At 56.3% G+C, this 7,444-nt stretch carries 5 protein-coding genes and 2 pseudogenes; all 7 read right to left on the reverse strand.

Annotated elements, in window-relative coordinates; genetic code table 11:
• Nucleotides 1-242 precede the first annotated feature (242 nt).
• Entirely contained in the window at nucleotides 243-1,886 is a 1,644-nt protein-coding gene (locus tag ATB98_RS00260; RefSeq protein WP_066867567.1) for an MFS transporter, read from the reverse strand.
• 1,003 nt (nucleotides 1,887-2,889) lie between these two features.
• Nucleotides 2,890-3,591 carry a polysaccharide deacetylase family protein gene (locus tag ATB98_RS00265; RefSeq protein ID WP_327197597.1) on the reverse strand — a complete coding sequence of 234 codons (702 nt, stop codon included), beginning with the start codon at nucleotides 3,589-3,591 and terminating at the stop codon, nucleotides 2,890-2,892.
• A gap of 526 nt (nucleotides 3,592-4,117) precedes the next feature.
• Nucleotides 4,118-4,855 (reverse strand): SDR family NAD(P)-dependent oxidoreductase, encoded by a 738-nt coding sequence (locus ATB98_RS00270; RefSeq protein ID WP_066867574.1) that lies wholly within the window; start codon nucleotides 4,853-4,855, stop codon nucleotides 4,118-4,120.
• Between the two features lie 194 nt (nucleotides 4,856-5,049).
• Nucleotides 5,050-5,590, reverse strand: a pseudogene (locus tag ATB98_RS29820) (IS66 family transposase); the annotation flags it as partial.
• Nucleotides 5,591-5,775: 185 nt separating this feature from the next.
• Complete coding sequence (locus ATB98_RS00280; protein ID WP_066867580.1) at nucleotides 5,776-6,606, reverse strand: transporter substrate-binding domain-containing protein; 831 nt, start codon at nucleotides 6,604-6,606, stop codon at nucleotides 5,776-5,778.
• A gap of 242 nt (nucleotides 6,607-6,848) precedes the next feature.
• Entirely contained in the window at nucleotides 6,849-7,145 is a 297-nt protein-coding gene (locus ATB98_RS00285) for a hypothetical protein (RefSeq protein WP_066867584.1), read from the reverse strand.
• Between the two features lie 19 nt (nucleotides 7,146-7,164).
• Nucleotides 7,165-7,371: pseudogene (locus ATB98_RS00290) on the reverse strand (transposase domain-containing protein); the annotation flags it as partial.
• Nucleotides 7,372-7,444 lie beyond the last annotated feature (73 nt).

Raw genomic sequence — 7,444 nt, forward strand, 5'->3', positions numbered from 1 at the left:
AGTATTACGCCATGCTGGACGAGCCAGCCATGGCCGCATAACTTAAACCAACCGGCCTCCGGCAAACCCGGCGCGGTTCACTGCCGCGGTGATGCGAGCGCTTAAATGGTCCCGATCAGGTCCGAGTGGGGCGCCCCAAGGGGCGCACTCCACTTTCGAACGGCAATGATGGGTGCTGTCATAACTACCGTCTAAACTCCATGCTGGCGGGCTTGGTAAACCTAGCTGAAGGCACGTCCTTGTTAGCGACGAGACATGAAACTCGCGGGCCGTTCCGCCCTACGAGGTGAGGTTGTCAGCCGCTCGATTGTAAGCGTCGTCTGTGGAAAACGCTCCCCATCGTGCAGATTGAGAAGCCTCTCACCCACCATTTTGTCCCCCGCAGTAAGGCGATGGTTCAGACGGAGATAATCCATCCACGTCGGCGTTCGGAACGTCTCGGCCCAAAGAGAAGGGTTTTGCAGGTTGTGTTGGAGTGTCCAATTTCGCGCACCGGCCCTGCTGAGAACCCGGCGCCGGTCGCGCATACAGTCAAGAAAGGCATCGAGATCCTGCTCGGCTACCACATAGTCAATTTTGATAACTATAGGACCACTTCTGGGCTTCAATTTAAGTGCCAGCGACGGTGGTATGAATTCAGTGACCTCTTGATCCCACTCTTCCCACAATCGTATTGGCAAGACTAGTGCGACGGCAGCAAGAACTGCCAGAGCTCCAGCTGCACTCTCTAAAGCGAAGGTCAGGGAGTAGTTCTGGGCAATAGTGCCCCAGATCCAACTGCCTGCGGCCATGCCACCGTAGGAGAGGGCATAGTAAATGGAGAGTGAGCGGCCGGCGACCCACCTCGGGCTCGCCAACTGTATGCACACGTCAATTCCGGTCCAAGTGAGGAGCCACCCGGCGCCACCAAGTGCCAACGCAACAGCGGCGAGGTCAAGCGACGATGTAAGAGGAAGCGAAAGGCAACATAAGGCACAGCCGACGGAAGCGGACCCTATTAAACGTTCCTGAGACACAATTCGCCTCAAATAGCCGCTGCTAAGGCCGGCGGTGAAAGCGCCCATGCCGAAAGCGGCCAAGAGAATGCCGTAAGCAATAGGACCACCTTCCAAATGATCCCGGACGAACAGGGGGAGCAGCGCGAGAATGGAAATGCTCGCCAGGCCGAACAAAGTCCCGCGCGCGATTGCCGCTCTGATTTCCGAGGATAACCCAGTGAAACGCACTCCATCACGAATAGCTGTGATTATTGGCTCACGCGGGAGCGGAGAAGCGCCAACTTGCCATTTCGAACGGAATACTGCGGCAAGCGGGACCAAATCACTTAGTGCAGCCAACACAAAAGCGGCAAGTGGTCCAAAGAAGGCCAAGATAACACCGCCAAGAGCCGGGCCTAGGCTTCGCTCGATGTTATACCCGAGCGACATCAATGTCACTGCAGCCGGGAGATCACGCTTTTCCAGGATGTCGCCGACAGAGGCATGCCGGGCTGGATCGTTCAACGCGAAGCCGCACCCGGCCAACAAACCCAGCCCGAGTATCAACCATGGACTGACAAAGCCGAGCCCAACAGAAATCGCCAGCGTCATGGATGCGAACGCGGTCAAGCAGTGCCCGGCAAGCAATACCCCCCGTCGGCTAAAACTGTCTGCAACGGCACCCGCGAGGATGGACAGCAAGAATGCGGGTACTGTGGACGAGGCCTGCACGAGCGCAACCATCAGATCGGAGGACGAATTCGTCGCCATGAGCCAGCTGATAGCTGTCGTCTGCACGAGAGACCCGAGGCTTGAAACTTGCGTAGCCGTCCAGATCGAACGGAACGCATGGTTCCGAAGAGGAGCGAGCGTCGCCGAGAAGGCCGAATGCGAATCTTCGCGCTGCATGGGGTTTGCTTTTTCCTCACCGAGCTAAATTGATTGGAGCTATACGAGGGCTTCACCGGACCTCCTTTGCAGCAAGCTTGGCGAAGCACCGCAGCCTGAATCCCTCCCGCCTCGCCGCTTGGGTTCGATCACCGGCACGATCCGAATGTGCATGCGCGTATCGCGTAGCCGTCGAGAGAGTGAGCTTGCCGATTTGAATCGCTCGCTTTGGTCTTGCAGGCACTGAATGCTTCCTCTCGGGTTCACGGACTGAGAGGGTTTGACCACGCCGTTGCAACTAACAGGGCGTTTTGCGGATCGCCACGCCGATAGCTTCCGTATGACAAGCAGTGCAGCCTTCTCGTTGGTAGGCGCTGATCGCTTACCAGCTTAACATGAGTGGCATTGCGAAGGTGCAGGGTCCAAATCAGCGTGGCCAGCCAACCCGCTTCTCGCTTTTGCCGTACGCATAGTCGGGTAGCCGGGCTCCGTCACCGAAGCCCAGGCCGCAGAACCGGACGGCCCGTCAGACCTAACTGAGGCCGCGCCCCCGTTCAACTATCAGTTCAGACAGTTGACAGGCACCCCGCGTTTTCAACGCCCTTCGGCCGGATATAATCTGAGTGGAATCTCGTCTGCGTAGCATCAAATGAACATGGCATAGAGTGGCGCGCGTCCGAAGACTGCCTTGAAATGAAGTACCTCTGCTTGGGTTGGAGTGATCCCCCGTACCGGAGATAAAATGTTGGGGGCGTGTTAATGGTTGGCGCAACTTCTATTCTTCAACATGTCAGAGCAAGCCGAAGCAGAGATGCTTCACGATGGCTTATCGAACTAGTGCAACGGAAAAAACCTAAGCTGGTCGCTGAGGCGCTCCCCAATAGGATCGCGTAATGCTGGGAAGCTCATGGTGAGCGGCGAAACCTATCAGCGAATAGAAGGACAGCCGAAGGCCACACAGATAATTGGCCGTCACGGGAGCGCGATAGGGTGGGTAATCCCGCGGAGCATCTTTTCGGCGCCGCTATAAGGCGGTTGAAGCATGCTCCGCAATCTCTCTGTGAGTGGCGAACCACACATCACCTTTGGACTTGGCCACACGGATGAGTTCCTCAAGAATCCAAATCCTAGATCGATACCCAATCCGATGAGGATGCATTGTCAACTGAAACATCTCACCTTCACTGTAAGCAAGCTCAAACTCCCGCAAAAAAATCGAGAATACGTCCTCTGGACTCATTTGTGGCCGAAGTGGAGCCGTAACGCTCATTGAGAAATACGGAGCGTCATCGCGGATCCATTCTACCGGTATTTCGATCACACCTGTCCGATCGCCATCCTGCATCAGTTCATAGCAGCTATCATCTGCCATGAGGGACGAGTCGTAGAGCAGCCCCATCTCGCGAGCGATCGAAAGGGTGTGCTCGGAGAAGTCCCAGGAAGGCGTTCGCATTCCAACTGGTCGTGCGCCGGTGATCAGTTCGAGCGTGTCGGCACTTCGCATCATAAGGTCGCGCTCGTCTTCGGGAGGAAGCAGCGAGTTGAGTTCGTGAATCCAGCCGTGCATACCGATCTCGTGGCCCTCGTCGCTGACCCGGCGCTGCTCGCCTGGATAAAGTTGCGCAACGACTGCGGGAACGAAAAAGCTAGCTTTGATGTCGTGCTGCCCGAGAATAGACATAACGCGCGGCATGCCGCGCCGGTGCCCATACTGACCCATAGACATCCGACTGATTGACTCTCCGCCGTCGGCCAGTTCGAGACTTTCATGATCTACATCGAAAGACAGGGCGACAGCGCACCGCTTGCCCTCTGGCCACGGCGGTGTTAGGCGCTTGCCTGCTCGTACGCGGTTTACGCGATTGCGCCAATGCTCCTCGGGCCAACGCCAAGGGTCTTTCCCAATCTCATGCATATTGGCATCCTCATAACTTAGCCCGTTAAGGCATGTAGTTATTCCGCAATTCACCTATGTAAGAAATCACTGCCTGCTGCACACGCGGATCTCGTCGCGGAGGAGAAGACCCTTTTTTGCTCGGGCTACTGTCGCACGAGCATTCTCCATCCCCAAACCAGGCAGTTTTCTAGCCTGCGCATGCGAAGCGAACCACGGCACTCAGCAGTCACCGCACTCTGCGAAGACAACAGCTTCATGAAGTGTCGTTTCCTCGGTCGATTCGCGATAGTATCTCTGCGACCGGAGCCTAATCAGCTCCGGAGCAAAGACTGTGAGGCGAGGAAACGAACCTCGCTTAATGAAACGTACGGCCCCCGTCGACTGCTAAGATTGATCCAGTTACGTAAGAGGACTCTTCGCTCGTCAGGAACAGGATTGCATTCGCGATTTCAGACGGTTTGGCCACCCGCTTGAGTGCGTAGTTCCCGAAGTTGCCAAGGTGTCCCGCCGCCATTGGTGTGTCGACCAAGCCTGGGCAGACGCAATTTACGCGAACATCAGGCGCCAAGTCGGCAGCTAAGGCCTTGCTCAATGTGACCTGACCGCCTTTTGCCGTCGCGTAAGCCACTTGACCTGGCGAGTTTGGCAGCAGGCCGGAGCCAGAAGAGACATTAACTACGGTCGATTTTCGTTCCCTCTTTAGAAACGGGGCACAGCATTTTGCAAGGTTGAAGGTACCGGTAAGATTGACGTCGATGGTCTTTCGCCAATCGCCGAAACTGAACTCAGTTGTTGGACCTAGTAGCAGGTTGCCAGCCGAGTTGACGAGACCGTCTAAACCTCCGAGTTTCTTCGCCGCTTTGTCGACAACATCCTGAACAGCAACTTCATCAACGATGTCGACCTCAAAACATAGCCCTTCGGCCTCACCGATGGTCTGCTTTAGGCCCGCACCGTTGAGATCGAGCAGAACGGGGATCGCGCCTTCTGCTATAAAAAGTTCAGCAGTCGCTCGCCCAATTCCCGATGCTGCTCCCGTAATCACAATTCGTCTTCCGACAAGCCGTCCCAACTTAGCGTTCTCGTTTGCCATTGACCGGTCTCCTCCACTTTTGGCTCGAATTTTTGGCTGATGACGCCGGTAGAATTTGCTTCTGGATCCGACAGATGCGCCGATGCCTTGCCACAGCCGTCTTTATCCGTCATCGGGCCTTATTGCAACATTTGTTTTCTTCTCCTGCTCGTGATTCACTCGTATCATTTGGCGATGCAAGCAGGAGGGAGCATTCACTCGTAACCATCCGGCGCAGGGCCGCAGGCACCCCGTTGTAGGGACATCGGCGACTGCCAATTCCACGGGAGGAATTGCACGAGCTTGGTGATCGGGACGTCGGCGATGCGAGCGAGGACGTCGCCGAGCCAGGCTCCAGACCGACGTCGTTTAGCTTGGCGGCCAGGATTAACCTTGGCATAAAGGCCGCGCGATCGGCACCACGATCGCAGCCGGCAAAGAACCGTGCCATTCTGCGGAGAGCGAAGCCGCGCAGCAGCGCCCGTTCGACGGCATTGTTCGTCAGGTAGATCCGGTGAAGCCATGCTAGCGCCCTCAGCATGTATCGATCGATTTGGTGACCGGTGAATTGCGCGACAGCTTTGTTCGCTCAAATCGAAGCGAGGCCTCAAGCTCATCGGCGAGTGGACGGCTGTCCTTCTGACGCCGTTGCAGCCAGTCGCTGGCCGAAAGTCCGTTGATGTCGAGCTCGATGTCGAACAGCGCGTCGATGCGTTTGACCGCCTCCAGCGCAACCGGCCAGATCGCCGGGGCGTTCAGCACGGAAGGTCGCGATCTCCGGTCTACCAGAGTGTTCTTCCGCCGCCGTCGCTAGGGCGGAAGGCGTTGGAGGCTCCGCCTACCGCTGTGCTCCTAAGCCTAGGACTGGCCGCCGGCCACACTTGATTTCCGGAGGGGCCAGAAGCGGCAGCCCGGAGCTCAGACCGCCGCTATCTCGACATCTATTTCTCAGCAGTTCGATCAATGCCGAACCACTTGACCGACAACTTCGCGAGCGTCCCGTCGTCTTTCATCTTCTTAACCGCGGCAGCAATCTTGTCATCAAACTCCTTGTCCCCTGGCAGGGTTACAAGCGCCGACGGCGACGTAAACAGAACGCCGAGAACCTTGATTGGATATCCGCTTTCGATCGCGCCTCTCAAAATGCCGCCGTCCTCCGTAACTGCGCAAACCCTTATGCAATCGCCCAAGCGGAGGTCGTCCAGCGCAACGTTTGTGCTCTGGTAAAGCTTCGGCTCCGGCTTGAACTCGAATTCGATTGGCTTTGCGCCTACCCAATCTGGCGTAAGCGTGTGGTCGAGATAATGCGAAGCCTGTGTGCCAGTGACAGCGCCAACAATCTTACCGTCAAGATCAGAAAGCTTTGTCGCTTGGCTATCTTTGTGAACAACTGCGATCACATCAGAGTACAAGTAGACAGCCGGAAAAGACAACCTCTCGGTGCGTGACACCCGCGGAGCCATGAAAGTTGCAAGATCCCAACGTCCCTCCCACTTGCCCGTGAGAATTACATCGAAGCTGGGCGTTACGAATTTCGCTTCGACGCCAATGGATTTCGCAATTTCCTTCGCAACGTCAACGTCGTAACCGACGAGTTCATGCTTCTCGTCTAGGAAGGAATTCTTGCCCCAATCCGTGCCCACTGCGACTGTTAATGTCTTTGTGCTGAGCACGCGATCTAGTACGGCACCGGCATTGGCCTGACCAGATAACGCCACCGACACCATCGCGAATGATGCGGCAGCCGCTACGATCGTCACAAGTCTCTTCATGTAAGTTCCCTCTGTTATTGGTCGTTGCAGGCAAGTGGGGGCTCGTTTTCCGCGCCCGATTCATCGATCTGGCACCGGGACCGTTTGCTCTCATCATCAGCACCTGATCTACCTGCAAAACATATCCCAATCGGGACCAGAGTGCAACAAATGTTTTACGGATACACTTCTTGACGCATTCGATTCCTCTTGGTCAGTGTATGTCGACCGCTCGTCTGACTTGCTCAGTAACCGCCCGGTCGCTACCGCGGAGATTTCGCTTTGATGCGAGCGATGAGTTCCTCGTCATCGACGAAGTCTTCGAGGAAGTCGTTCCATTCGTCAGCGGTGCGGCGAGCATGGGCAAGCATTTGCTCCAGCTCTTCAATTCCGCCACGGGTAAGCGAAGTTATCGCCTCGTCCTGCCCGGTGTAGACGCTGATGATGCTGCCGTAGCTCAGGTTGTCATCGTTGCTGACGATCGCCTGAAGGAGTTCGGAATCTTCTTCGAGCAATTTGGCGACGTAGTCGATGCTGAACACATGGGTCACGGTTGCCATCAGGCGGCCTCTGCGCAGCTCACGGGAAAGGCTCCCAATTCCAAGGGAGCAATTCGTCGAGCCTATTGATCTTGTGATCGTGAATGCGATCGAGCACGTCGGCCAGATAGGCCTGCGGATCGAGGCCGTTCATCTTGGCCGTCTCGATGATCGTCATGGCGCGTGCCAAGGTCTCCGCGCCGGTGTCAGCGCCAGCAAATAGCCAGTTCTTGCGCCCTATTGCCATCTACCGAACATTCTGCCCATGTCGGGCGAGAAGTTGTCGTCCACTATCGCTGGCATCCCTATTTCGGTCGTCG

Source organism: Sinorhizobium saheli (genome assembly GCF_001651875.1).
Classification (GTDB): Bacteria; Pseudomonadota; Alphaproteobacteria; order Rhizobiales; family Rhizobiaceae; genus Sinorhizobium; species Sinorhizobium saheli.

Coding starts and splice junctions, on each gene's coding strand:
- ATB98_RS00260 (WP_066867567.1), bottom strand. CDS start 1,886: ATGCAGCGCGAAGATTCGCATTCGGCCTTCTCGGCGACGCTCGCTCCT.
- ATB98_RS00280 (WP_066867580.1), bottom strand. CDS start 6,606: ATGAAGAGACTTGTGACGATCGTAGCGGCTGCCGCATCATTCGCGATG.
- ATB98_RS00285 (WP_066867584.1), bottom strand. CDS start 7,145: ATGGCAACCGTGACCCATGTGTTCAGCATCGACTACGTCGCCAAATTG.
- ATB98_RS00270 (WP_066867574.1), bottom strand. CDS start 4,855: ATGGCAAACGAGAACGCTAAGTTGGGACGGCTTGTCGGAAGACGAATT.
- ATB98_RS00265 (WP_327197597.1), bottom strand. CDS start 3,591: ATGTCTATGGGTCAGTATGGGCACCGGCGCGGCATGCCGCGCGTTATG.